The organism is uncultured Marinobacter sp. (assembly GCF_913055835.1).
GTDB lineage: Bacteria > Pseudomonadota > Gammaproteobacteria > Pseudomonadales > Oleiphilaceae > Marinobacter.
The window spans coordinates 142,802-166,901 of sequence record NZ_CAJXKQ010000005.1; the positions used below are offsets into that span (position 1 = coordinate 142,802).

19 protein-coding genes are annotated in these 24,100 nt (G+C 58.0%); 6 read left to right on the forward strand and 13 right to left on the reverse strand.

Annotated features, from left to right (window positions below; all coding sequences use genetic code 11):
- Window positions 1-64: 64 nt before the first annotated feature.
- Window positions 65-1,600, reverse strand: coding sequence for a fatty acyl-CoA reductase (locus tag QZ534_RS05165; protein WP_296932146.1), 1,536 nt, complete (start codon window positions 1,598-1,600; stop codon window positions 65-67).
- A 222-nt stretch (window positions 1,601-1,822) separates the two neighbouring features.
- The gene (locus QZ534_RS05170) at window positions 1,823-3,160 is read right to left on the reverse strand and encodes an AAA family ATPase (RefSeq protein WP_296932148.1); all 1,338 of its coding nucleotides are present in this window, start codon (window positions 3,158-3,160) and stop codon (window positions 1,823-1,825) included.
- Between the two features lie 206 nt (window positions 3,161-3,366).
- Between QZ534_RS05170 and QZ534_RS05175 the strand changes: the two genes are divergently transcribed.
- The 4 genes from QZ534_RS05175 (at window position 3,367) to QZ534_RS05190 (ending at window position 9,495) form a co-directional block, all read left to right on the forward strand.
- A complete protein-coding gene (locus tag QZ534_RS05175) occupies window positions 3,367-5,352 on the forward strand; it encodes an HDOD domain-containing protein (protein WP_296932150.1) in 1,986 nt (661 codons plus the stop codon).
- 24 nt (window positions 5,353-5,376) lie between these two features.
- Window positions 5,377-7,551, forward strand: coding sequence for an EAL domain-containing protein (locus QZ534_RS05180; protein WP_296932153.1), 2,175 nt, complete (start codon window positions 5,377-5,379; stop codon window positions 7,549-7,551).
- 233 nt (window positions 7,552-7,784) lie between these two features.
- A complete protein-coding gene (locus tag QZ534_RS05185) occupies window positions 7,785-8,438 on the forward strand; it encodes a class I SAM-dependent methyltransferase (protein WP_222466493.1) in 654 nt (217 codons plus the stop codon).
- A gap of 49 nt (window positions 8,439-8,487) precedes the next feature.
- Window positions 8,488-9,495: a DUF2156 domain-containing protein gene (locus tag QZ534_RS05190; RefSeq protein WP_296932159.1), complete on the forward strand. Its 1,008-nt coding sequence runs from the start codon at window positions 8,488-8,490 to the stop codon at window positions 9,493-9,495.
- Here the strand turns inward: QZ534_RS05190 and murI are convergent.
- Window positions 9,473-10,336, reverse strand: a complete 864-nt coding sequence (murI, locus tag QZ534_RS05195; protein ID WP_296932161.1) for a glutamate racemase — start codon at window positions 10,334-10,336, stop codon at window positions 9,473-9,475. The two genes, QZ534_RS05190 and murI, sit on opposite strands and share 23 nt — an antisense overlap.
- A complete protein-coding gene (gene nudC / locus QZ534_RS05200) occupies window positions 10,333-11,148 on the reverse strand; it encodes an NAD(+) diphosphatase (RefSeq protein ID WP_296932163.1) in 816 nt (271 codons plus the stop codon). The genes murI and nudC overlap by 4 nt, the downstream gene beginning before the upstream one ends.
- Window positions 11,149-11,298: 150 nt before the next feature.
- On the opposite strand from nudC, the gene plsB reads away from it, so the two are divergent.
- Window positions 11,299-13,767 carry a glycerol-3-phosphate 1-O-acyltransferase PlsB gene (gene plsB, locus QZ534_RS05205; protein ID WP_296932165.1) on the forward strand — a complete coding sequence of 823 codons (2,469 nt, stop codon included), beginning with the start codon at window positions 11,299-11,301 and terminating at the stop codon, window positions 13,765-13,767.
- A gap of 6 nt (window positions 13,768-13,773) precedes the next feature.
- Here the strand turns inward: plsB and QZ534_RS05210 are convergent, their stop codons facing one another.
- The 6 genes from QZ534_RS05210 to ppc all read right to left on the reverse strand — a co-directional run bounded on the left by QZ534_RS05210 (window position 13,774) and on the right by ppc (window position 20,786).
- Window positions 13,774-14,601: a class I SAM-dependent methyltransferase gene (locus tag QZ534_RS05210; protein ID WP_296932168.1), complete on the reverse strand. Its 828-nt coding sequence runs from the start codon at window positions 14,599-14,601 to the stop codon at window positions 13,774-13,776.
- On the reverse strand, window positions 14,601-14,963 hold the full coding sequence (locus QZ534_RS05215; RefSeq protein ID WP_296932171.1) for a UDP pyrophosphate phosphatase: 363 nt from the start codon (window positions 14,961-14,963) through the stop codon (window positions 14,601-14,603). The genes QZ534_RS05210 and QZ534_RS05215 overlap by 1 nt, the downstream gene beginning before the upstream one ends.
- Before the next feature lie 149 nt (window positions 14,964-15,112).
- Window positions 15,113-15,808, reverse strand: coding sequence for a tRNA (adenosine(37)-N6)-threonylcarbamoyltransferase complex dimerization subunit type 1 TsaB (gene tsaB / locus QZ534_RS05220; RefSeq protein ID WP_296932174.1), 696 nt, complete (start codon window positions 15,806-15,808; stop codon window positions 15,113-15,115).
- A gap of 34 nt (window positions 15,809-15,842) precedes the next feature.
- Window positions 15,843-16,496, reverse strand: coding sequence for an adenylate kinase (gene adk / locus QZ534_RS05225; protein ID WP_296932176.1), 654 nt, complete (start codon window positions 16,494-16,496; stop codon window positions 15,843-15,845).
- Between the two features lie 201 nt (window positions 16,497-16,697).
- Window positions 16,698-18,068: an HDOD domain-containing protein gene (locus QZ534_RS05230; RefSeq protein WP_296932179.1), complete on the reverse strand. Its 1,371-nt coding sequence runs from the start codon at window positions 18,066-18,068 to the stop codon at window positions 16,698-16,700.
- 72 nt (window positions 18,069-18,140) lie between these two features.
- Window positions 18,141-20,786, reverse strand: a complete 2,646-nt coding sequence (gene ppc / locus QZ534_RS05235; protein WP_296932183.1) for a phosphoenolpyruvate carboxylase — start codon at window positions 20,784-20,786, stop codon at window positions 18,141-18,143.
- A 104-nt stretch (window positions 20,787-20,890) separates the two neighbouring features.
- Between ppc and QZ534_RS05240 the strand changes: the two genes are divergently transcribed.
- Window positions 20,891-21,124, forward strand: coding sequence for a hypothetical protein (locus QZ534_RS05240; RefSeq protein WP_008176161.1), 234 nt, complete (start codon window positions 20,891-20,893; stop codon window positions 21,122-21,124).
- A gap of 31 nt (window positions 21,125-21,155) precedes the next feature.
- On the opposite strand, the gene QZ534_RS05245 is transcribed toward QZ534_RS05240, so the two are convergent.
- The 3 genes from QZ534_RS05245 to QZ534_RS05255 all read right to left on the reverse strand — a co-directional run.
- Window positions 21,156-21,500, reverse strand: a complete 345-nt coding sequence (locus QZ534_RS05245; RefSeq protein ID WP_008176163.1) for a hypothetical protein — start codon at window positions 21,498-21,500, stop codon at window positions 21,156-21,158.
- Window positions 21,501-21,636: 136 nt separating this feature from the next.
- Window positions 21,637-22,494 (reverse strand): nucleoside triphosphate pyrophosphohydrolase, encoded by an 858-nt coding sequence (gene mazG, locus QZ534_RS05250; protein ID WP_296932186.1) that lies wholly within the window; start codon window positions 22,492-22,494, stop codon window positions 21,637-21,639.
- Window positions 22,491-24,100, reverse strand: a 1,610-nt coding sequence (locus QZ534_RS05255; protein WP_296932188.1) for a bifunctional (p)ppGpp synthetase/guanosine-3',5'-bis(diphosphate) 3'-pyrophosphohydrolase, incomplete at its 5' end; no start/stop codon positions are given. The genes QZ534_RS05255 and mazG, both read right to left, overlap by 4 nt.

Here is a 24,100-nt window from a genome sequence, read left to right on the forward strand (position 1 = left end):
GGCAAACCGGGAAAGGAAACGGTCGGGCAGGAAGAAGCCCGGTCGTTGCGACCGGGCTCCGGGTTCATGCTGCCTTTTTGCGGGCCTTGGCTGAGCGCAAGCTGTAAACCTTACGCTCCTTGAGCGCATAACGGTTGAGCCCCGCCAGGTGGATCTTGCAAAGGTAGACGGACCAGTCAATCTGGCGTGCATCCACCGGGAACAGAACCTTGTCCAGCTCGCCCATTCTCGCCGCCAGGGCAAGCAGGTCGTCGTTCCGGAAGATGTAGTCAGGCGCGGTGTAGAAACCAAAGATGGTGGCCAACGAACGCGTAGTGTCCAGATTACGGAGCACTTTTAATTCCCGGTTTTGGCCCAGCATGCGCAGAACCTTGCCGGTGATGCTCAGGGGAATGCGCACACCGCCCACAACAGCATCGAACAGCCGGCGATTGACTGCAATAAAGGGTTTGGTCGGCTGCCGATAGAAAAGCTGATCATATTCAGCGAAGTTGGCTTTGGATTCCGCCATCAGGTGATCAATGAACTGACCCAGGGAAACCGGGTTTGAACTGCCGCTGCAGCACTGGTAAATCCGGTGACGGGGAGCATCGGCAACGGCTTCGGCAGCCGCCAGGATGATGGCGTTGGCCACCAGATCCACGGGGATAACGTCGATAACACCCGCGCGCTTGCCCGGGAATAGCGTGACTTTCTCACGGGCGTAGGCAAGGATGATGGCGTCTGCCACCTTTACACCCTCAATCCAACCGGGCGCCGGTTCCTCGAGTGCACTTTCAATGATCGATGGGCGCACGATTGTAAGAGCGCGTCCGGACAGAGCCTTGAGCAAAAGTTGCTCACCCAGCCACTTGGTAAAGGTGTAGGTATCACTCCAGCCGTAGTGATTGGCTTCACGGATGCCAAGATCCACCAGCTTCTTTTCAAGTATTTTCCCGGAGTAGCGCGAGCGTACATCTGCAATCTTGTCTTCCAGCAGCCGAATCAGCTCCTCGATCTCATAATAGCCTTCCGTGCTGCGGGGAATGGATTCGCCCGCCGGCTTGATCACGGTTTCTGTGATCTGGCCGGAATTCATGCCATTTACGTAGCAGGTGGACACCTGAAGAACCGCCAGGGACTTGTTCTGTCGGGCAAGCTCGGCCACGTTTTCAAGACACTGGGTATTTATTGCAAGCGCTTTATCCAGCTCTTCCCGGAAGTTCACACTGGCGGCGGAATTGATCACCACATCAATACCACCAGCCAGCTTGCGAAAACGGTCTTCGGACAGACCAAACAGTGGCTCGGTGACCTCCCCGGTCACACAATGCACACGCTCCTCGATGAAGATTTCAAACGCCTCGTTGTCTTCCTGACGCAGCCGGTCAAAGACGGATGAAGTGGCGATCTCGTCAAAAAAACGCTCCCGAGCATTGGGATGGCGTTTGTTACCGCGGATCAGCAGGTGAATGCCGCCGATATCAGGAACGGCGCGAATAAGCTTTTCCAGAACCACCTTGCCGAGAAACCCGGTGGTACCAGTAATCAGAACATGCTTGCCCCGGAGCCGTTCAAGTACTTTTGACGATGCCTCGGGATTCAACTGCTGTGTTGCCATGGGAGAACTCCTTCTCATTTAACTTTGCTGTCGGCGCACACCTGCCAACTAACGGAGAATTTGCGAATCAGGTACAACAGATCCACTGCATATTGCGGGCCACGATTCAGATTTATGCTTAATCCTTGCACAACTTTGGTGACAGAGCGGTGACATACAGCAAAGTTACGCTACAAAAAGTGCTAATAAAATGACGGAAAAGAGGGTAGGTTTTTCTGCCTATCAGGAGCGACCCTGGTCATTGCCCGAGAGAGACCGCAGAAGCTGATCCAGGGAGATATCCGCAGGCTGCTCCTTCAACACCCGCACCAGGCGATCCTGCTCGCCAAAACTGATACGGTCGTAAAAAGGCTCGCGGAGCACTCGATGGGCCGACTCGGGAGACTCCGGTTCCTGCGCGCGAGGCGAAATCTGGTCCGCCAACTCACGAAGATGGATGGCCAGATGATTCTTTCGTTCCGGGCTGAGGTTCTCCCAGTGGAAGGCCCCCAATCCGGTCTGGATAATCTCGATGGCATCACTGTCCAGCGTGCTCCCCAGCAGTGCAAAAAGCCGGGTGAATGCCTCATAACGCAGCAGCGGATCCACCGGCGCCTGACTGAACACGGCCTCAATTTCACCGACGGCCTTCAGGCATCGTTCTTTCAGGGCCGGCGTTTCACTCTCGGCCTGGGGCTCAATCCGCGGTTCTGTTTTGCCCGCCCCTTCAGGCGGGCTCACGGATTCTCTCTTGGACACCTTGTGCCAGTAGGCTGCAATTCCTGCCTTGCGTCTGGGTAACTGGGACAGCCGCACATCCAGCATGTCGGCAAGGGTATGGAACTGCCGGCACGAAGGGTCCGACACGGGCAGCAGCGCAACGGGTTTCTGGTTGAGGACTGATTGGCGCAGGGTCTCGTCCCGCCATATTCCGCCCATGTAATGGAGCGAGATTCCCAGGTGGCGCTGGGCGGCGGCATCCAGACGCTGGAACACCGACCGTGCCTGGCTGGCACCCTGGGCCATATTCACCAGAATGCTGGGAATCCGGTTGTAGCCTCTGCGCCGAAGAACCTTGATCAGCGAAAAGGCGTCAGTCAGGGAGGCCGGATCTGGGGTCACCACCATACAAGCCAGCTCCGTTGCCGCAATCATATGCAGCCCGGACGCCTGCAAACCGGCAGCGGTGTCCGTTATGACGTAGTCGTAACGGTTTTCCAAATTATACAGCGCCCGCAATATACGGAGGCTTTCAGTCGGCCCCATGTCCATGCATTCCTGGACGCCGGAGGCCCCTGGCACAATGTGCAGGCCGTAATCGGTCTCAAGGAGGATATCCTCCAGGCGGCACTCTCCGGCCATGACATTGGCGAGGGTTTTTCTCGGATAAAGGCCCACCATGATGCTGACATTGGCCAGATCGGTGTCGCCATCCAGCAATAAAACCCGGTTATCCTGTCTCGCCAGTGTTAGCGCAAGATTCAGGGCGACCGAAGTCTTACCTACCCCACCCTTGCCGCCGGTAATGGCGATGGTTCGAGGTTGGTTCGGATTGTGCTTAACAGGTTCTCTGGCGTTCATCACCGGTAATCTAGGTCCCTGATTTTTCGGTTTCGGATAGTTTAACCTGTAAAAATTCTACACATATCACGAATCAGATAATATATTGCTTAAAAAAAGAGCAATAAGTATTTAATAACGACGGATTATTGTCTAAGCTCTTTTCGGACAATAAGAATGAACGCTCCGTCAGATACTGACTTTTTCGTCGCACGGCAGGTAAGCCTATGCACATTGCGCCTGATTTACAGCTACCGAGCCTCCCGGAAGTGACCTTGCGGGCGCTTGATGCATGCCATCAGGACGAGAGCTACCGAAAGATCAGCGAAATTGTTTCTGCCGATACCGCATTGGTAGCCCGCATACTGGCACTTGCCAATTCCGCCCTGTACGGGCCCTCTACCCCGATCCGATCCGTTGACCAGGCACTGCTTAGACTCGGCACCCGCCGTTTTCACACGTTGGTTCTGACCGCAGCCCTGCGACAGCTACTGTTCGAACTGGGCGGGGACGAATGGCAACAGCTCAGAGACTTCTGGCGCCACTCGCTCACGACCGCCCTGACCGCCCGGGCCCTGGCAACGCTTACCCGCTACCCGGAGCCAGACGAAGCCTTCATGCTGGGCATGCTTCACAACATCGGTGAACTGATCGCTATTAAAACGCCTGCCACCGAGGCGAAGCAACACTATCTTGATCACCAGTCGGACATTGCCGCCGAACTCGTGGCGTCCTGGGGGCTCGGGCCCATGGCGGCCGATGCCATGCGCTATCAGCAGGCATTGCCCTCTGAACTAAGGGATGCCGGGCACCTGGTAAAGCTGATCAGCCTCGCTACCCGGCTCGCTCTGTCTGACGCCGCCGGTATTGCGGCTGCAGGCACAGTCTTCGGACTGAACGAAGAGCTGACCCGCGAAATCAACCGCCGTATCGGACATGAAGTCTCGGGCATGGCTGCGTCTATGGGAATCCCACTGGATGAGGATTACTGTGGCGAAAGCGCCTCCAGGCAGCTCAAACAGACGATTTTGCGACAGGCCATGGCGAACCAGGCTATCAACCTTGCCGATCTGACCGGTGAAACCGAGGATATTCTCGCCGAAACAGTCAACAGTCTTACCCTGATCACGGGCCTGCCCGCGCTTTGCTTTGGTCACACAGGAGACAACCTTGTGCTCCTGTCCGGCACCATTGGCGACATCCCCGAGCTGGCAGTAACCGCCAAGCCGGGCGGCAGCGTTCTCACGGAAGCGTTCATTTCCGGGCTACCGGTCAGCCTTGGCGAACGCTCACCCACGGTGCTGGACCGCCAGCTGCTGTCGCTGCTGCACACACCATCGCTGCTGGCCGTGCCGGTCAAGGGTGGCGACAATTGCCCTGGTGTGTTTGCCCTTGGCACCGACAGTGATCATCTGCCAACAACACTTGAACTGGCGGATATCTTTACCCACCAGTTGTCCTCCGTACTGACAAACCGGACACCGGCTGCCGCGAACGCAGAGTCCGGAGCGGACGGACTGGATCAGGAAATTGCCCGCGACCGGCTTCGCAAACAGGTGCACGAGGTCAGCAACCCGCTCACCATTATCAGACAGTACATTTACCAGCTACGCGGCAGGCTCGAAGATGTCGAAGTTCAGCAGGAGCTGGACGTGATCCGCGATGAGCTGGATCGGGCCGGCAACCTTTTGCTGCAGATGAGCCATACTGATACCCGGGAGCAAGGTAACGACGGCGTCGACCTCAATGCCGAACTGGAAAGTCTGGCGCGTATCCTCGAAGATAGCTTGTTCAGCTCCGAGAACCGCAGCCTGAAGTTATCGCTGTGCAGCGAACCAACACGGGTTATGGCTGGCACCACCAGAATTCGCCAGGTTGTTATCAACCTGGTTCGAAATGCTGCGGAAAGCCTTCCGGATGATGGCGGCACAGTTGAAATACATACATCTTCCCCAGTGTGGCAGAATCATCGCACCTGGGTGGAGTTGGAAATAAAAGACACAGGCAGAGGAATACCCGGTGAGATCAGGGACGCCCTGTTCTCACCGGTCAAAACCACAAAAGGAGAAGGCCACAGCGGTTTGGGCCTGAGCATTGTGAAGCAGCTAGTCGATGACATGGAGGGCATCATAGCTTGTCGGACGGGGCAGGAGGGCACCACCTTCAGGATTTTGCTCCCGGCGGCCAGCCATAAAAAGAACGAGACCGACTGACGCAGAAACGACGGACACAGACCGATGGCACCTGAACAAACTGATCAGCCTTTCAGTCACGGGTTAACGGCACGGATACTGGTAGCGGACGACGAACCCCGCCTGCTGAATACGCTCGCTTCGCTGTTGCGCAGCCGGGGTTACCAGGTGGCGGAAGCCCACGGTGGTCAAAAGGCCTGTGACCTGATTGACCATGAGACGTTCGATCTGGCGCTGCTGGATCTCAGGATGCCGGAAGTCAGCGGCTTCGACGTTATGGCCCATCTTGCCAACAGCCAACCGGATTGCGGAGTGATTGTCGTCAGCGGCGAGAGCTCCTTCAGTGCCGTGAGCCGAGCCTTGCGGCGGGGTGCTCTGGACTACATCCGCAAACCCTTTGACCCTGAAGAACTGCTGGCCACGGTCGAGAGCGTTATCGGGAAGAAATCTCTTCTTGAAGCCCACGAACACATCCAGATGCGGCTTGAGAAATCCGAGGCCCTGCACCGATACATCGTTAACAGTTCGCCGGATATCGTGTTCATGCTCGATCACGATGGCCACTTCTGCTTCGTAAACAGCAAGGTCGAGAGCCTGCTCGGATACCAGCCCGCGGAACTCTGTGGGCAGCATTTCCGACATATCCTCGACGACCGGGACGTGACCCGCGGAACCCTGGCCCTGAAGGGCCCCAACATCACCGCGGACAACCCCAGAACCCTGGAGGTTCGCCTGAAAACGCGCGGCAGCCGCCGGGCAACCCGACATTTCGAGATCACTGCCTTTCCAATCGACCCGCAAACCTGGCCCCATTCCGGATCCACCCAGGGCGGCGGAAATGGCAATGGCGCGCGCTATTACGGCACCGCCCGGGATGTCACCGAGCGAAAGGAGGCCGAGGCGTTCATCAATTTCCAGGCCTATCACGACCTGCTGACCCGCCTTCCAAACCGGGCACTTTTCAAGGACCGCCTTGAGCTTGCAATCACCCACGCGAAACGCGGCGGCCAGAAACTCGCAGTGATGTTCCTGGATCTGGACCGCTTCAAGGTCATCAACGACACCCTCGGCCACGCCATGGGAGATCGTCTTCTGCAGGCAGTCACCCACCGCCTTGAAAAATGTCTGCGTAAGGGCGACACACTGTCGCGGTTCGGTGGCGACGAATTTACCCTGTTGCTGCCCTCCATACACAATCACGACGATGCCAGACAGATCGCCAAGAAACTGATTGATGCGCTCAGGGCGCCTTTTCAGCTGGGTGATCACGAGGTGTTCGTTGGTGTGAGCATTGGCATAGCCATCTTCCCGGAAGCCGGCGAAACCATGGACCAGCTCATCCAGAATGCCGACATTGCCATGTACCACGTCAAAGGCAAGGGCAAGGACGGTTACCGCTTCTACTCCGACAGCATGAGCATCGATACCGCCAACCGGCTCAACCTGGAGCGGGACCTGCGCCTCGCTCTGGAACGGGACGAGTTGAGGGTTTTCTACCAACCCCAGGTGTGCTCCACAACCAACCGGGTGGTCGGCCTTGAGGCCCTGGTAAGGTGGCAGCACCCCGAACGCGGACTGCTCTACCCCAGGGACTTTCTGCCTCTGGCAGAAGAAACCAAACTGATCGGCCAGCTCAGCGAACGGGTTCTTAATCAGGCCTGCGAGGATGTTGGCCAATGGATCCGGGCCGGTCATGCCGACCTCCGGCTGGCAGTCAACCTGTCACCCATCCAGGTCGAGCACCCGCGGTTCGTGGAAACCCTCATGCAGCAGGTAAAGGCCCACAACTTCCCGGCCGGCAACCTGGAAATCGAAATCACTGAAAACGTGATCATGAACGATCTTGAGCAGATCTCCCAGAAACTCCGTGAACTGGCTGCTCTGGGTGTACGGATAGCAATAGACGATTTTGGCACCGGTTATTCCTCCCTGAATTACCTGCACCGCCTGCCCATCCATACCCTCAAGGTTGACCAGTCTTTCGTGAAAGCCATCCGCAGCGGCGAAGACGGCGCGTGTATCGTGAATGCCATCGTCGCCATGGCTCACGGGCTGAAGCTGGAGATTGTTGCCGAAGGCGTGGAAACCGACGAGCAACTGGAATACCTTCGAGGCCTGGGCTGCCATCAGGTTCAGGGCTTTTTCTATGGACCTGCCAGGCCTGCCGCCGAAATTTCCAGAACCCTGGGCACTACAAGAGCCAAAGCCGCATCATTCTGATAGACGATTATTTATTGTCTGACACTCCGATATAAAACCGCGATCTGGTTTGCAAAGTATTGCGATACGTTACTTTATGTATCCGGAAATGCGCATTACTGCACATATTTCTCCCACCCTGTTCTCTAAGCTCGAATCCATAGGCGCTGATCACCGGAATGTCCGACATTCTCGGACCAATAACGACAAAAACGGTGACGGCATCCAAGGAACAAGAACAGGCAGCAGTCATCATGCGCGACAAGTACAAGTACATTGGTCCCGTCTACGATTTTCTGAGCAACCTCTACAGCGGCAAAAACATTCACCGCTGCAAAACAGCGATGCTGGACGTTGAGACCGTCCAGCCAGGGGACAGGATACTGTTCGCCGGGGTTGGCCACGGCCGGGATGCCATTCGGGCTGCCGAACTTGGCGCCGATGTGACTGTAGTCGACCTGTCCGAAACCATGTTGCGAAAGTTTGCCGAGGCCCAGGAAAAAGAAGCGCCACACCTGACCATCCGCCGTATCCACAGCGATATCATGAAGGTGGATGAGTTCGAGCAGTACGATATGGTCGTAGCCAATTTCTTCCTCAATGTATTTGATGAAGACATGATGGTCCGGGTCCTTGAGCACCTGATACGTCTGGGCAAGGCCGACGCCCGGGTGGTTGTTGGTGACTTTTCCTACCCGACAGGCAACCTGCTTTCCCGAATGTTCAAGAAACTCTACTGGTACATGGCGGTCTTCATTTTCTGGCTGTTCGCCAACAACGCCTTCCACAAAATCTATAACTACCCCGAGCACATGCAGCGGCTGGGCCTTCAGGTCACCGACAAGAAGCACTTCAAGCTTCTGAACATGAACTGCTACTGGTCCATCCTCGGACGCAAGCAGGCCTGAACACCTTCGCTAAAGAGTCACCCAACAAAAACAAACAGGGAGCAGCAGCATGTCGGATCAGATCCTCGCACTGGACAGGGTTGGCACACTGGAAAGTGGCTCGTTAACGTTTACCGAGCGGGTAGGATTCCTGAAAAAGTACGGGACCCACTCCCAGTCGTTTTCGACGCTCCAACCGGGCATGCAGTATTTCGATGTGCCAGGCATGGGCTATATCGCCTACATGCGCAAGTGGGGTGCGACCTTTGTGCTCTCTGATCCGGTCTGTGCCCCGGAAGACTTTGGCAGCCTCTTGGAGAGCTTCCACCAGAAATTTCCCAATGCCAGCTACATACAGGTATCCAAGTCTGTGGTCGACTTCCTCCACCTGCGCTTTGGCCTCTACGGCACCCAGTTTGGCAGCGAATCCCGCATCGATCTGAGCACATGGTCCCTGAGCGGAAAGAAGAAGCAGATTCTCAGAACCGCCCTGAATCAGGCAGAGAAAAGCGGCATTACCGTGAAGGAACGTTTCAGCGACGACCACACCCGCGAAATCTCGGAAGCCTGGATCCGAACCCGGAAATGCAAAAGCAATGAAATCCGCTTTCTGATCCGCCCCATGGAAATGGACTATCGCGAAAACGAACGGCACTTCTACGCCTACCAGGACGGCAAAGCCGTCGGGTTCATCTACTTCGACCCGATCTATCGCAACAACGAGATCATCAGCTATGTGCCCAACATTTCCCGGGCCAATGCCGATTTCCGCCAGGGCATTTTCTATACCCTCATGGCTCATGCGATGGAGGTATTCAAGGCCGAGGGCGTGCCCTATCTGGATCTGGGCCTGATTCCCCTGTCACTGGATTCGGCCACGGAGCATCAGGAAAGCAGGCTGCTCAAACGTCTGCTGCATGGGGTCTATGAGAAGGGTAATTTCCTGTACAACTTCAAGGGCCTGGAGTTCACCAAGTCACGTTTCCGGGGCGAGAACTTCAAGACCTATTGCTGCCACAAACGGTCGATTCCGGCGTTGGAGTTCCTGGCCATGTTCAAACTGACCCGGTTGCTGTAGCGCCAGAGGCGTCATCGGGCCAGCCTTCTTTGAGCAGCCTTGGCGCCAATCCGAGCCCGGTCATGAAAGTTATGATTCCCCGGGGGGCCGAACCTGAAAACAAAGCTGCGACGACGGGTTGCCCCCCTCCTCCGCAAACCTGGCCTGTTGCCAAGGCAAGTTGCTCCGACTGATCCAGGAGCCAGGCCACCCGTCGGGCAATAGCCTCCCCCGAGTCAACCCAGAAACGAACCGAAGGCAAACTCTGCATCAGGCTCTTGAGAATAAGCGGATAATGGGTGCACCCGAGCACCACCGTGTCCACATCGGCATCTCGAAATGGCTTCATTGCCGCTTGCAGTTCTGCAAATGGAACCTCAGTCCCCGAAACCAGATCCTCGGCCCAGCGAACCAGCCCCGGGTGACCGATTCGCTCAACCCTGCAGTCACCGGCGAATTCTTCGACCAGCCTGTCCAGATAGGGTCTGCGAACCGTTGCCGGCGTTGCCAGGAGCCCTATCCGTCGGTTCATTGTTTTCGCTGCCGCCGGCTTGATGGCGGGAACCACCCCTACAACCGGCACTCTGGTCATAGCCCTTAAATGCGGCAGAACCACGGTGCTGGCCGTATTGCAGGCTACGACGATCACGTCCGACGGGTACAGTTCAAGGGCCCTGGCAATCAGGGTGCAACAGCGATCAATCACGACTGTTTCGGATTTGTCCCCATAGGGGAAGCCCGCGTTGTCCGCGAGGTAAACGATCTCGAGCCCGGAAAGATGCTCGTGAATGCAGGCGGCGACGCTCAGCCCGCCGACGCCAGAGTCGAACACCAGAACCCTGGGAGGCGCCTGCCCACTCAAAGCGGAATGCCTCCCCGGGAGATCTCGTTTTCCATGGCCCGGATCAGCCGGCCCGAAATCGTGGTTTCCGGCGGCACCGGAGGCGTATCTCCGGGCAGGAACCAGTCGGCATCAGCAAGCTCGTCTTCCTGGAGAACCAGCTCGCCCCCTGCGTAATCGGCAAAGAAACCAACCATCAGCTGATGGGGGAAAGGCCAGGGTTGCGAGGCATGGTAGCGGATGTTGGTGACATCCAGCCCGGTCTCTTCCTTGACCTCCCGATGCACAGCGCCTTCGAGGCTCTCGCCCGGCTCAACAAACCCGGCTATAAGGCTGTAGAAGTGCCGTTTGACCCGAGAGGACTTAGCGAGCAGAAGCCGATCATCCCGGCGTATGACGACAATCACGCAGGGCGCCAACCTCGGGTACCAGGGAATACCACAGGGTTCGCACCATTTGGCCCGCTCCCGGGGGTGGAAGTCGGTCTGCCTACCACAGCGACCGCAAAAACGGTGGTCGCGCCACCACTGCCAGACCTGAAACCCGGTACTGAGCATATCCGCCGGCGCATCGTCCAGCATCAACAGAGCATCCCGCAAGGGAACGGCCTCATGACCACCAATGTCGGCGTCCGGTAATTCGGTAACGAACAGGTCACCTCCGTCGTAACTGCCCAAAGATACTGACTCGGGCAACCCGCTCCGGAAAAAGCTGCTGTCGAAATCATGCAGCCAGCCTTGAACGGGCTTTACCACGCTTGCTCCCGACAAGGCGAGGATCAGGTCGCCTTTTTTCGGCCGCCCGGTCTTCCAGCCAGGTATCCACTGAGTCATTCGACCACCATTCGATGCGTCAAGGGGTGATTAAGAGATCAGCCTGAAATGTACCACATTGCTGCACCGGCCAAGAATGAAAGCTCGACTTTCCGCCCTGTACTCAACCAAGTAAACTTGGCACCTGTTTCTTCAACGGAGTTGCACTTTATGCGTCTTTACCAGGGCATTCGCAGCCTGATCCTGACCCTTTTCCGCAAGATACTGTTCATCTGGGTCCGGACTGATGTCAGCGGCAACAGCGTTGACGCCCTCGCCCTGGATCCTGACAAACCGGTTTGCTACGTGCTGCAATACAGCTCCCTTTCCAGCCGCCTGGTTTTAGAGCAGGAAGTTATCCGGGCAGGCCTGCCCGGCGCCACCGAAGCACTGCCAGTGAAGAATGGTCCATCCCACTCCTTCTTTTTCCTCTACCGCCGGATTGGTGGTTTTTTCCGGGGTCGCCAGGCCCCCGCGCCCACGAACGAATTCCAGGCACTGGTGCGCTATGGTCTGGAACACCCGGACCAGGATGTCCAGATTGTGCCCGTATCCTTGTTCTGGGGCCGCTCCCCCGACAAGGAAAAATCCCTGGTCAAACTGCTGCTGTCTGACACCTGGTCCATTGCCGGCCGACTGCAGAAGTTCCTGATCATCATGGTTCACGGCCGCAATACCTACGTACAGTTCAACCAGCCGCTTTCGCTGAAGCAGGTTATCGACGAATACCGGCACAGCGAAGAGCGCGCCAACCGGAAGCTGGCAAGAATCCTGAGAACCCACTTCCGCAGGGTCCGCCAGGCGGTGTTGGGACCAGACCTTTCTCATCGTCGGACGCTGGTTGCCGGCCTTGTTCGCACCCAGGCAGTCAAGGAAGCCATTCGGGAAACCGCAGCGAAAGATGACATCCCGCCGGAGAAAGTTCGCGCCAAAGCCTATAAATACGCGGACGAAATCGCCGCGAGCATGTCCATCGTCACCATCCGGTTCCTCGAAGTGGTGTTGTCATGGCTGTGGAACCGGATCTACAACGGTATTGCCATTAACAATATCCGGGTCGTGAAAGAGGTCGCGCAGGACAACGCAGTGGTTTATGTACCTTGCCACAGGTCACACATCGATTACCTTCTGCTGTCCTATGTACTTTACAAGAATGGGCTGATGCCGCCGCATATCGCGGCAGGAATTAACCTCAACATGCCCATTGTTGGCCCCATCCTGCGCCGTGGCGGGGCGTTCTTCATGCGCCGCAGCTTCAAGGACAACCCCCTCTACGCCACGGTTTTCAATGAATACATGCACGTGATGTTCTCCCGGGGCTATTCCGTTGAGTATTTCGTTGAGGGCGGGCGGAGCCGTACGGGACGCATGCTGCAGCCCCGGCCGGGCATGCTGGCAATGACCGTTCGCAGCTTCCTGCGCGACCACCGTAAACCCATTGTGTTTGTGCCGGTCTATATCGGCTACGAAAAAGTCATGGAGGGTCGCTCCTACCTGGGCGAACTTCGTGGCAAGAAAAAGGAGAAAGAGAGCGTATTCGGCCTCGCCAAAACCGTTCGCAAACTCAGCAACTCCTTTGGCCGAGTGGCCGTGAACTTTGGTGAAGCCATTCATCTGTCCGAAGTTCTCGATGATGTTAACAGCAGCTGGCGAGACGAGGCCTACGACGCTGAATACCGTCCCCGGTGGCTTAACAACGCGGTATCCGAACTGTCATTCAGGGTGGCATCCAACATCAATGCCTCGGTCGCCGTTAACCCGATTGGCATGACCGCAACGGTTCTGCTGGGCACCGACCGACTGGCGATGGATGAGGGCCAATTAATCCGCCTGATGGATCAATACGCCGCACTGCTCAAGGCTTTCCCCTATGCCGAAACGGTCACCCTGCCTGAGGGCTCCGGCAAGGACTGGGTTGCCTATTGCGAAGGCATGGGACTGGTGACGCGCCAGCCGCAGAAACTGGGCGACATCATCGCTCTGGAAGGCAGCAACGCAATCCTGATGACCTACTACCGGAACAACATCCAGCACCTGTTCGCGCTGCCTTCACTGATTGCCAGCCTGTTTGAGAACAAGGATTCTCTGGGACGGGAAAAGATCGTTTTCCTGGCCAGCGTGGCCTACCCCTACCTGCAATCCGAGTTGTTCCTGAAGTATCAGCCGGACGAAGCCAAAAATGTAATCAATCAGTGGATTGATGTGCTCATTGATCAGGGCCTGCTGAAGCAGCTGGATGATGACCGGATTGGTCGGCCGGAGGAAGGCACAGAGTCGATGCTGAGGCTCAGGGTACTGTCCCGGTTTATTATCCAGACGGTAGAGCGCTACCACATTGCCCTGGGCATTCTCCGTAAGTACGGGTCAGGAAAGATCAGCGCCGCCGAACTGGAAGAGCAGAGTGCACTGCTGGCCGAACGCATGTCCATCCTGTTCGGTCTCAACGCACCGGAGTTCTTCGACAAGAGCCTGTTCCGGAACTTCATTGCCAATATGCAGAACAATGGCGTTATCACCACCGACGATAACGGCTTGCTGTGCTACGGCGAAGGGCTGGATGAGGTGGCGGATGATGCCCGCCTGGTGCTGAGCGTCGAGAAGCGACAGGCGATCCAGCAGGTCACGATGATGGGCGCCTGACGACGCTCATCGGGATGGCAGCGCCCGGATGGAATAAACATCATAGCGGCTGCTCTTGCCTTCTACCCGAGTGGTCGGCTCCGGCCCCTCAATCGCCGGCGCTTTGCGGGGCCGCTTGACCACAACCCGATAACGGGCACGCTCAAGTGCGCAAGCCAGAAGCGCCCCGGAATCCTCGTCGTCCCCCACGATGGTGCGAAAAACCTGCATTTCCTTTTTCACCAGGGCCGATTTGTCCCTGTGCGGAAACATCGGGTCCAGGTAGACAATATCGGCAGCCTCGGAATCGGCTTGCGCTAGCCAGTCAATACTGCTGCCTTCCAGCAATCGCATGCGCTCGACAATGGCTGCACAATCCACGTTCAGGGCAGCCCGTGCGAGGCCGTCCGCCAGCAGGGCATGGATCACCGGATTGCGTTCAAACAGAGTGACTCGGCAGCCAAGACTGGCAAGAACAAAGGCATCCTGGCCCAGCCCTGCGGTCGCATCCACCACATGCAGCGAGGCACGGGTTTTCTGCAGGCCGACCGCTTTGGCCACCAGCTGGCCTGCACCACCGCCATGTTCTCGACGGTAACCCATCTTGCCGGTCACAAATTCCGCACGCACGGGTCCGGGTGCACCCTTGCCAGTTACCTGCAGGCCAAGGCCCTGCTCATCAAGAAATAGTAAAATCGGGAAATCCCGGACATCTCTGGGGCGAACAACACCCAGGTTGTCCAGCCCAAGCGATTCGGTCAGGGCTTCGGCCTGGGCTCGATCACCCAGCGCGCTGCGGGCAATGGCGACGGTGCGGCAAAGGTCTGACGGTTCGGGCGAAGAGGAGTCAGGCATCAGACCAGAATGTCGATTCCGGCCAGACTGCCATCACCACCGGTTTCCTGACCGGCGGCGGCTACGGAGGCAAATGTGGACAGGGCCCTGGCGGCTGGCAATGACACCTCGTCTGCACGGAAACGCTCCAAGCGGACGTCTTCAGCGGCACGACGGGCCTCAACCCGCCGCTCAAGGCTTTCAGTCGCATTACGATCACTGACGATGCCCTGACGGCCGTCGGCAAGGTCACGGCGGGCGGCGTCGGGCGTTTTTTCCGGCGTTGACGCAGGCGCACGGGCCGCATCACTGCGCTCCCGGACGGGGCTGTTGTTGCCGGTCTGGAAATTGAAATTGTTACCCGGATTAATACCGCCAATCATGTTCAGATACCGCTGGCCGGACGACAGGAAAACGTGAGTTGGAAGTATGGAAGATTATCGTCAGGAAAAAAAGACAGGTGATCACTTTTTACCCAGAAGCACTTGCATTCAGAGCTGCTTGCCCGCGTTAAAACAGGCACTTATCGCGATCAGCGGCCAGGCAGCTTTTTCCAGGCAACTTCATCCCTGATATAGACCGGCTGAGCCTGCTCCGCCGGGACTGCCTTGCCCTGCTCGAAAGCGATTACCGCCAGGCGTGCAACCCAGGCAGCACGGAGTAACAGGGTCTCGTCGACGGGCTCAATACGCTCCGAAACATCCACGGGCATGGCGGAGCGATATTGCCAGCCAGGCCCTGCTCCGCACCAGCGTTCAGGGCCTGCCGGCAGTGTAACTGCGTCAGGTGGACAGACCTGTTCCGGAGCCAGCGCCACCGGCAGTCCGGCCCGGGCAGCAAAACAGCCCCAATAGACCTCGCCCATGCGGGCATCAAAGGCTACCGCGATACCGGTTTCCTCGTGAGGATCCAGAGCATCCATGGCACCCAGGGCAACAGCCTGCAGTGAAGACACCGGCACCACCGGGATATCCAGCCCCCAGGCAAGCCCCTGCACAACACCGGTAGCGATCCTGAGACCGGTAAAAGAGCCCGGTCCACAGGCGAATGCCAGGGCGTCCAGCTCGGCCGGTGCCAGGTTTTTCTCTGCCAGCAGCTCGCGCACCATTGGCATCAGCAGCCGGGTGTGGCCTCTGGGGGCAAGCTCGAAGCGTTCGGAGATCTCGCCATCAACAAGAAGGGCTGCCGAGCAGCCCTCTGATGACGTATCCAGTGCCAACAGTTTCACCGGTGTGAAAACCTCGGGTCAGGATGCCAATGATTTACTTGAGTTCAGACAGGATCTGGTCGCGAATGCTGTCCAGGCTGCCAACGCCTTCCACGCGCACATATTTCGGTGCAGCTTCCGGCTCTTTCGACGCCCAGTCCTGGTAGTAGCCAACCAGCGGAGCAGTCTGGTCGTGATAGATCTTCAGACGCTTGCGAACCGTCTCTTCCTTGTCGTCCTCACGCTGAACCAGCGGCTCGCCGGTTTCATCATCCTTGCCCTCTACTTTGGGCGGATCGTATTTCACGTGATAGATTCGGCCGCTGCCTTCATGTACCCGGCGGCCGGACAGACGACTGACGATCTCCTCGTCATCTACCGCGATTTCAACCACGTAGTCGATGACAATCCCCTGGTCTTTCAGGGCCTCGGCCTGGGGAATGGTCCGGGGGAAGCCATCCAGCAGGAAACCGTTCTTGCAGTCCGGTTGCTGGATGCGCTCTTCGATCAGCGCAATGATAATGTCGTCAGACACCAGCCCGCCAGTGGCCATGACTTCCTTGACCTGTTTGCCCAGCTCGGACTCCGCTTTCACCGCCGCCCGCAGCATGTCACCGGTGGAAATCTGGGGAATATCAAACCGCTCGGTAATGAACTGGGCCTGAGTTCCCTTGCCTGCGCCCGGTGCGCCTAACATGATGATTCGCATAACGCTGTGCTCCCGTTTTAGTCATTATCATTTGAAAAGCTGTGGCAAAAGCCTCTGCCTTTGCGACAGCCTCTCCTGCACGGAACAGGTGTCAGCCGGAAACGGCGAAGGCGCATTATACGAAGTCAGCCACGTCAGAGAAAGTCGACCTCCGTATCATGCACCGGAAGTGCGCATTTCCCAGCGAATAACGACAGGGTGTCAGGATGACAGGGAGCTTGCCAGTGCGTCCAGATCCGGAGCCACGCGATCCAGCTCTGTATTCAGTTCTTCCAGAACCTCCGGCCGCAACCCCAGGCCCTCCAGCAAAGCCGGCACGTCGTCAGGGTTGAACTCATCCCCGATACCACGATCCTTCAGCAGGGCATTGGCCAGTTGAACCATCAGGACATAATTCTCATGCTCGCCGTGGTAAGCGGACTGCTGATGAACACCCGCCGCCTTGACCACAGGATCCGGCAGTTGCCACAAACGGTGCAAGATACCACCAATGGCGCCATGGCCCACCGACAGGATCTCCTGACCATTACCCTGCCCGAACACCTGCTGTTCGAGAGAGTGCATGCTGGCTTCGGGATTGGCCTCGCGAAGCTCATTGAGTTCATCAAATTCGGCCGGGAAAAGATGCCCGACCAGCAACAGGCCGAAGTTGTGCAAAAGCCCGCACAGGTAACCCAGCCCTTTCTCGGCGCCGCATCGGGGCGCAATGATCTGGCACAGGAAGGCACAATACAGAGAATGGCGCCAGAAATTGTCCATACCCAGCATGCCCTGGCGGGGCACTTCAAAGGCGCGAACGGAGGCGATACCCAGGGCGATGTGAGCAACGCGATCAAAGCCCAGAACACGGGTGACCGCCTCCTGGACCGAATTGATCTGACCGGGATAATTGAACAGTGCAGACCGGGCATAGCGCATGATCTGGGCGGTCAGGCTCGGGTCAAACTCAATCAGCTCTGCCAGTTCCCGTGCGGTGGCATCGGTATTGGCGGTTAGCCGCAGTATGCGCAGGGCAAGCGCCGGCATGGGTGGCAAACGGTAGAGTTTCTGGAGTTTGTCGGCTACTTCCTCGAGCGTTAGTGCCTCGCGATTGCCATTGCCCGGCCCCCGGATGACCAGGTGTCCCTCCCTGGCGCCTGCCAGCGCCAAGCGGAGCGCTCGACCGTCCATCCTGATCAGAGAATGATCGGTACCGCTGGAGAACACGGCCTGATCCGCCTGAACCACATCCTCATCCACGATCACGGGCAGTTCATAGGCCTGCCCGATAGGTGGCGTGAAACCGGGATCGCAATCCCCGAACAGACGCATGGTCTGGCGTGCGGTCAACGGCTGCAGGCGCCGACCGGTCAGTTGGTGGACGGCATCCGGATCCAGGGAACTGTCGAACTTGTGCACTGCCATCACGACGCCGGTAATATCAATCAACAGGGTAGCCTGGATAAAGACATCCTGAGACAGGCCCGACGCCATGACTGCCGCATCCAGGCTGGTCACCTGATCTATCGGCAACTCCTGGTAGCTGATGCCCTTGCGGGCGAGAAAACGTTCCAATCGTGCAGCCAGAGCCACAGCTTACTCCCTTTTTCTTCGTCGGCGGCCAGTTCCCCGGCCTTTTCCCGTCGCTATTGTTTAGTAGCAGGATCAACCGGTATTGCGCATGCCTGCTGCAATACCTGCCATGGTGACTTTCAGGGCCCGTTCTACCAGCTCCGGCACCTCGCCCTTGCCCTCACTTTGGCGATCCCGCCGAAGCAGTTCCGCCTGCAGGTAATGCAGTGGATCCGTGTAGGGGTTGCGGACTCGCATAGAGTGCGCGAACACGGGCTCCGCCTCAAGCAGTTCGGTTTGCTCCTTGAGTTCCAGAAGCCGCTCAATACATCCCTGGAGGCGGGTTCTCAGGCTCTCGCCAAGGGCTTTAAGCCGGTCATCGTCCAGTAGGGTCTGCTCATAATAGCTGGCAATGCGCAGATCCGCCTTGGCCAACACCATCTCCAGCATATCCACATAGGTGCGGAAGAACGGCCAGCCCTGCATCATTTCCCTCAAAACCGGCAGCCGGTCATCCCGGGCTGCCTCCTCAAGCGCAACATCACTGCCAAGCCAGCTCGGCAGCATCAGCCGCATCTGTGTCCAGGCGAATATCCAGGGTATGGCCCGCAGGCTTTCCACGCCACCGGTGGCCTTGCGTCGTGCCGGCCGGCTGCCCAGAGCCAGTTTACCCAGGGCCTGCTCGGGTGTGACCTGGCGGAAGTAGGGCACGAAATCCGGATTCTCACGAACCACATCACGGTAGGCTTTCAGGGACCGCTCGGTGAGCCAGTCCATGGTCTCCCGCCAGCTGTCCTCCGGTTTGGGTGGCGGCGCCAGGGTCGCTTCAATGACGGCAGTGGTGTAGAGCGTCAGGCTCTGAACCGCCAGCCTCGGCAAACCGAACTTGAACCGGATCATTTCCCCCTGCTCGGTGATCCGGAAACTGCCGTTCACCGAGCCCGGCGGCTGGGACAGAATCGCCCGGTTGGCAGGTCCACCGCCCCGGCCAACGGTTCCGCCCCGGCCGTGGAACAGGGTCAGATGGACACCGTACTGGCGGGCAACCTGGGTGAGTTTTTCCTGGGCCTGGTACTGGGCCCAGGCTGCCATCAGCTGGCCGGCATCCTTGGAGGAATCCGAGTAGCCGATCATCACTTCCTGACGGCCCTGGCAATACTCCCGGTACCATTCAACCTCATACAGAGCCGACATGCTGTCCGGCGCGCCACGCAGGTCATCCAGGGTTTCAAAGAGGGGTACAACCCGCATCGGAAACTTCATCCCCGATTCGCGCAGCAGAAGAATCACGCTCAACACATCGGAGGGCTTGCTGGCCATGGAAATGACATAGGAACCGAGAGCTTCCGGGGTTTGCTGCGCCACTACTTCGCAGGTCGCCAGCACCTCCGCAACGGCTTCAGACGGCTCCCAATTGCGGGGGACCAGAGGGCGTCGGCCCTGAAGCTCCTGAACCAGGAACGCCTGACGCTCCTTTTCGGACCAGGACAGATAATCCCCCAAGCCTAGATAGTCGACCATTTCGGCTACGGCCTCAGCGTGTCGGCTCGCTTCCTGGCGGATGTCCAGCCGGATCAGCGGCAGGCCGAAGGTATGTGCCCGCCGGATGGTATCCAGCAAGGGGCCATTGGCAATCTCCTCAAGACCACACTCAACCAGGGATCGATAGCAGAGCTCCAGGGGGCCGGTGAAATCCTCGTTCTCGAACAGGATCCCGCTGGCGTCCGCGGTTTCGCCATTGACACTCGCCTCGGCCCAGTCGCGGGTCTTGATCAGCCGCTCGCGGAGTTCAGCGAGAACATGGCGATAAGGCTCCCGGGAATCTCCGACGACGGCCTTGAGTTCGTCGCTGGCCTGACACATGGACAGTTCCGCCCGTAACGCCTGAATATCCCTAAGATAGAGGTCCGCTGCCATCCAGCGGCCGAGCAGGAAGACGCGGCGGGTGACCTTGTGGGTAACATTCGGATTGCCATCGCGATCACCGCCCATCCAGGACGCAATCCGGATGGGTGACACCTGCAGGGGCAGGCCTTTCCCCGTCGCATCCTCAAGGGAGGTATCCAGACTCCTCAGAAACTGTGGCAACGCCTGCCACAGACTGTTCTCGATCACCGCAAAGCCCCACTTGGCCTCATCCACTGCGGTCGGTCGCTCATGGCGAATCTCGTCCGTGTGCCAGGCCTCCGTCACCAACTGGGACAGGCGGTTAACGATCTCCTCCCGCTCTGCAGGCATCAGGTCGTCATGATCCAACCGGGCCAGGCAATCCGACATTTCGTCGTATTTCATGATCAGGGTGCGCCGGGCCACTTCGGTGGGGTGAGCGGTGAGTACGAACTCGATGCGCAGGTCTGCGACCCGCTGATGCAGTTCTTCCGGTGTAACATTGCCCTGCTTGAGTCGCTCAAACACCTCACCGAGAGATTCCACCATCAGGTCAGACTGGTGCCCTCGCTTGCGACGGATACCATGGTATTGCTCGGCCAGGTTGGCCAGGTTCAGGAATTGGTTAAACGCCCGGGTTACCGGAAGCAGTTCGTCATCGCTCAGCTTGCCCAGCAGATTGACCAGCCGCTGGCCGGAACCACTTTCCTGGCGGCGATCCGCCTTGGCCGCCGCACGGATTTCCTCGATAAGCTCATAGCAATCCTGTCCGGGATACCGCCGTATGCTCTGGCCAAGCAGTTCGCCCAGCATTCGTACGTTTTCTCGGAGTTCGGGATGTAGCTCAGTCACATTGACGTCCTTTTGAATTGACGGAGGCGAAGTAAACTTACGATACTAAGGAACAGTCGAGAAAGTCTATTGGCGATTCAAGCCTGTAGCTGCAAGGAGTTATCATGAAGGTCACTGATTTGCCCAAACACTGGGAACAGCAAAAAGAGCCCGTGGAGCGCACGCACGATTACAATCTGCGCCTGCCGCTGGAAGATGCAGCACGCGTGGCAGCACTGGCGGAGCTTTACCCGGATCGCAGCGAGAGCGACATTCTGAACGATATGATTGGCGCAGCGCTGGACGATCTCGTCCGCCAGAGCCCGCTAAAGGACAAGCTGGAAGGGAAAGACAAGTAAGAAACGAGGGGCAGCGTTTGCTGCCCTTTCGTCAGGCCACAGATTCCAGCTGGCGAGCCTTGAGACGCTGGATGTGCTTCTGGCTCAGACTGACGAATTTCGGGGTGAGACCCTGGTCCTCATAGATCTCGAAGCCGTCCTCGTCATACGCCACCACCTTGGTGCCCTGGACATACGGAAAGCTGGTCTCCATTTCATCCAGTGCTGCAGAAATCAGATCCCGCATCAGATCCTGAGGTGACTTCATAGGATAAAGCGCTGCAAGCTTTTCGAGGCGCTTGTGATGCTGGTCAGACAACGCCATGAAATAGGCGTCTCGGGTAAGCCGACCACGTGCATGCTTGTCCCAGTAGTTGACCAGATCTTTGATTTTCATGGTGCCTTCACTCCTGCATCTTATTGATGGCGCACGGCGCACGAAAACTGTGCGTCCGTTTCCGGAAGTGTAGACGAAGCCGTCGGTCCGGGGGCGAGAAAATTGGTAACGGATTGTACTTACCGATCCGCCCTGCTCAGTTCTCTATTCCTCCCCGCTCCACGCCTTTGACCGCCTGCCAGACGGCATCCAGCGCCTCCAGTGATTCTTCGTCCATGTCGCGGCCCTCACGCTCAAGCACTTTTTCAATGGCCCGGAAGCGGGCATCAAACTTGTGGTTGGTCCGATTGAGGGCCTGCTCGGGATTAACCTTCATGAACCGTGCCAGGTTCACACAGACGAACAGGAGATCGCCCAGCTCATCTTCAACGGCATCGGGATCGCCGGCGCCCGTCTGTGCTGCTTCCCAGGCCTCCTTGAGCTCGTCAATTTCCTCATGGAGCTTGTCGAACACGGGGGCGATATCCGGCCAGTCAAAGCCATAGCGCGCCGCCCGCTTCTGGAGCTTTTCGGCCCGTGCCATGGCCGGCAGGGTACGGGCGATACCATCAAGCCGGCTTTCCGGTGCGCCGGCATCCGGTGCCGGCTTCAGTGCCCGCTCCTCGGCCTTGATGCGCTCCCAGCTTTCCTTTATCCAGGCCTCATCCGGCCGGTTATCCGGATCGATTCGACTGTCCAGGGTCCCTTCCGGAAAAACGTGGGGGTGCCTGCGCACCAGTTTTCGCACCAGATGATCGACCACGCCATCAAAGTCGAAGTGGCCGTCTTCCCGTCCGATCTGGGCATAGAAGATCACCTGGAACAGCAGATCTCCAAGTTCATCTTTCAGGTGCGGGTAATCCTCACGTTCGATGGCATCGGCAACTTCGTAGGCTTCCTCCAGGGTGTGCGGCACGATGGTCTTGTAAGACTGCTTGGTATCCCAGGGGCAGCCCGTCTCCGGATCCCGGAGCCTGGCCATCAGGGTTTTCAGATCCTCGATGGTATAGCTCATCCGCGTTTTCGCCTTACGTCAATGATATTGGGCAGGTTGCGAATCTGCGCCAGCAACCGCGCCAGCTGCTCCAGGCTGGAAATCTCCACCGTCACCGTCATGGTGGCCGTGTTCTCGTCCTTGTTGCTGAGAGTATTGAGGGACAGCACGTCACTCTTGGAAGCCGACAGCACCTGGGTGATATCCCTCAGTAGTCCGGACCGGTCATAGGCCTCGATCTCGATATCAACCGGATAGACCGCCGCCGGCCGGCCACCCCAGCTCACCTCAATGATCCGGTTGGGCTCGAACTCACGCAGGTTCAGGAACGTCAGGCAGTCCTGACGATGCACAGTAACGCCCCGGCCAACGGTGATGTAGCCACCAATCGCGTCACCCGGTAGCGGCTTGCAACATTTCGCCACCTGGGTCTTGAGCTTGCCAACGCCCAGGATCTGGATATCCGATTCGGTATCGTAGGGCTTGCGGCGCTGAGTGCTGAGCTTCAGATCCAGCTGTTCAGACTTGGGCTCCAGCATCTGCTGGGCCACGTTGGCGACATGCGTGGGGCGAAGGTCGCCGGCACCCGTGGCGGCGAACATGTCCTCCGCACTGTGATAATTGACCTTTTTGGCCAGCTCACCAAGATCCACGTCGTAAAGGGACAGGCGTTTGAACTCGTCCTCGAGGATGGCACGGCCATCCACGATATTGCGGTCTCGGTCCTGTTGCTTGAACCAGTGTGTCACCTTGGCCCTTGCCCGGGAGGTCTGTATGTAACCCAGACTCGGGTTCAGCCAGTCGCGGCTGGGGGCCGGATTGTTGGAGGTCAGAATGAACACCTGGTCGCCGGTTTTCAGCGGATAGGTCAGCGGCACGATGCGGCTGTTCACCCTGGCGCCGCGGCAGGCATGACCGATCTCGGTATGCACGCGATAGGCAAAATCCACCGGCGTGGCGCCCTGGGGCAGATCCACAACATGGCCCTCGGGTGTGAAAACATACACGCGGTCTGAGGCCACATCGGATTTCAGGTGGTCGGCCAGCCCGGACAGATCGCCCAGTTCTTCCTGCCACTCCAGCACCTGGCGCAGCCAGTTGATCTTGGCATCGTAACCCGTGGACTTGTTGCCCTTGTCCATCCCCTTGTACAGCCAGTGGGCACAGACGCCCAGCTCTGCCTCTTCATGCATCTTGTGGGTACGGATCTGCACTTCCATGACCTTGCCCTCAGGCCCGATCACCGCTGTGTGCAACGACTGGTAACCGTTTTCCTTGGGGTTGGCTATGTAGTCGTCGAACTCGTTGGGTATATGGCGCCATAACGTGTGGACGATGCCCAGGGCGGCGTAACAGTCGCGCACTTCCGGGACCAGAATGCGCACAGCGCGGACATCATAGACCTGGGAGAAATCGATACCCTTGCGCCGCATTTTCCGCCAGATGCTGTAGATGTGTTTGGCCCGGCCGGACAGTTCACCCTCAATGCCATAAGCTTTCAGCTCGGTCTGCAGGGTTTCAATGACCCGCTTGATGTAGCTGTCGCGGTCCAGGCGTTTTTCGTCCAGAAGTTTGGCAATCTTTTTGTAGGCGGACTCATGCAGGTAGCGGAAGGACAGGTCCTCCA